1 protein-coding gene is annotated in these 1,626 nt (G+C 43.0%); it reads left to right on the top strand.

The window, feature by feature from the left end; translation table 11 throughout:
• Positions 1 to 262: 262 nt before the first annotated feature.
• On the top strand, positions 263 to 1,626 hold a 1,364-nt coding region (locus SORDD16_RS11865), incomplete at its 3' end, for a DNA translocase FtsK (protein WP_277730478.1).

Below are 1,626 nucleotides of genomic sequence, written 5' to 3'. Positions count from 1 at the left end.
CTGTGAGCTGTGATTGCGTTCATACCAATCATTCCTTTGCTTTTTGATGGTTTTATTATATCAAAATTTCAAAATTTTGTATATCTTCTTTTTCTGATGAACAGTCAGGTAGATTGTAAAAGCTAGCCACAAGATGTTCTGAAATTGCTTAGTGATGGAAACCATGGATAAGAAAATTTTATTTTAATCTCTTAATACCGAACTATTCAAGAAGAATATGGACCTTTTCCGAAATGGCTGTGAAATATGGTATAATAAAAGAATGGCAAACAAGAATACTAGTAAAACAAGACGGAGACCGTCTAAAGCAGAACTCGAAAGAAAACAGGCTATCCAGAGGATGTTGATTTCCTTAGGGATTGCCTTATTGTTGATTATTGCAGCCCTCAAACTCGGTGCGGCAGGTGTCACTCTTTACAATCTCATTCGACTGGTGGTCGGAAGTTTGGCCTACGTGGCTATAGGTGCCCTCCTCATCTATCTTTTCCTTTTTAAATGGATACGCAAGAAAGAGGGACTTCTGTCAGGATTTCTCTGTATCTTTGCTGGCTTACTCTTAATTTTTGAGGCCTATCTTGTCTGGAAATTTGGTTTGGAGCAGTCAGTTCTAAAAGGGACCCTGTCTCAAGTTATGACGGACCTGACTGGTATGCGGGTGACTAGCTTCGCTGGTGGAGGTTTGATTGGTGTTGGGCTCTATATTCCCATATCCTTTCTATTCTCCAATATCGGATCGTACTTTATTGGAGTTCTCTTGATTCTAGTTGGGGCACTCTTGGTTAGTCCTTGGTCTATTTATGATGTCGCAGCCTTTATTGGAGCTCAGTTCAGATCCTTCATGGAAAAACAGGAACAGAGAAAACAGGAACGCTTTATCAAGAGAGAAGAAGAGAAGGTTCGTCAAGAAGCTGAAGAAGCTGCCAGAATTCAGAGAGAACAAGAAGAACAGGATGCATTACCGCTTCCTCCTGTAGATCCTGAAACGGGAGAAATCTTATCAGAGGTACTAGACTACGATTTCCCCCCAATTCCTGAGGAAGAATGGATCGAACCGGAGATTATCCTTCCTCAAGCTGACTTTGAGGTTCCAGACGAGGAAGACTTTGAAGATGAAGAGGTGCAGGTTGATTTTTCTGCCAAGGAAGCCCTTGAATACAAACTGCCAAGCTTGCAACTCTTTGCGCCAGATAAACCCAAAGACCAGTCCAAGGAAAAGAAGATTGTTCGAGAAAATATCAAAATCCTAGAAGAAACCTTTGCCAGCTTTGGTATCAAGGTGACGGTTGAACGAGCTGAAATTGGACCATCAGTAACCAAGTATGAAGTCAAACCAGCAGTTGGTGTACGGGTTAACCGCATTTCCAATTTGGCAGACGACTTAGCGCTGGCTCTGGCGGCCAAGGATGTTCGGATTGAGGCTCCGATCCCTGGTAAATCCTTAGTCGGAATTGAAGTACCCAACTCTGAGATTGCGACCGTTTCCTTCCGTGAACTCTGGGAACAGTCTCAGACTAAACCAGAAAATCTTTTAGAAATTCCTCTAGGTAAGGCTGTCAATGGAACTGCTCGCACCTTTGACCTTTCCAAGATGCCCCACCTACTCGTTGCAGGTTCGACGGGTTCAGG

It is taken from the genome of Streptococcus oralis (assembly GCF_001578945.1).
Classification (GTDB): domain Bacteria; phylum Bacillota; class Bacilli; order Lactobacillales; family Streptococcaceae; genus Streptococcus; species Streptococcus oralis_Q.
The sequence above is the reverse complement of the archived record's forward strand: the minus strand, read 5'-3'. Positions and strand labels throughout refer to the sequence as shown.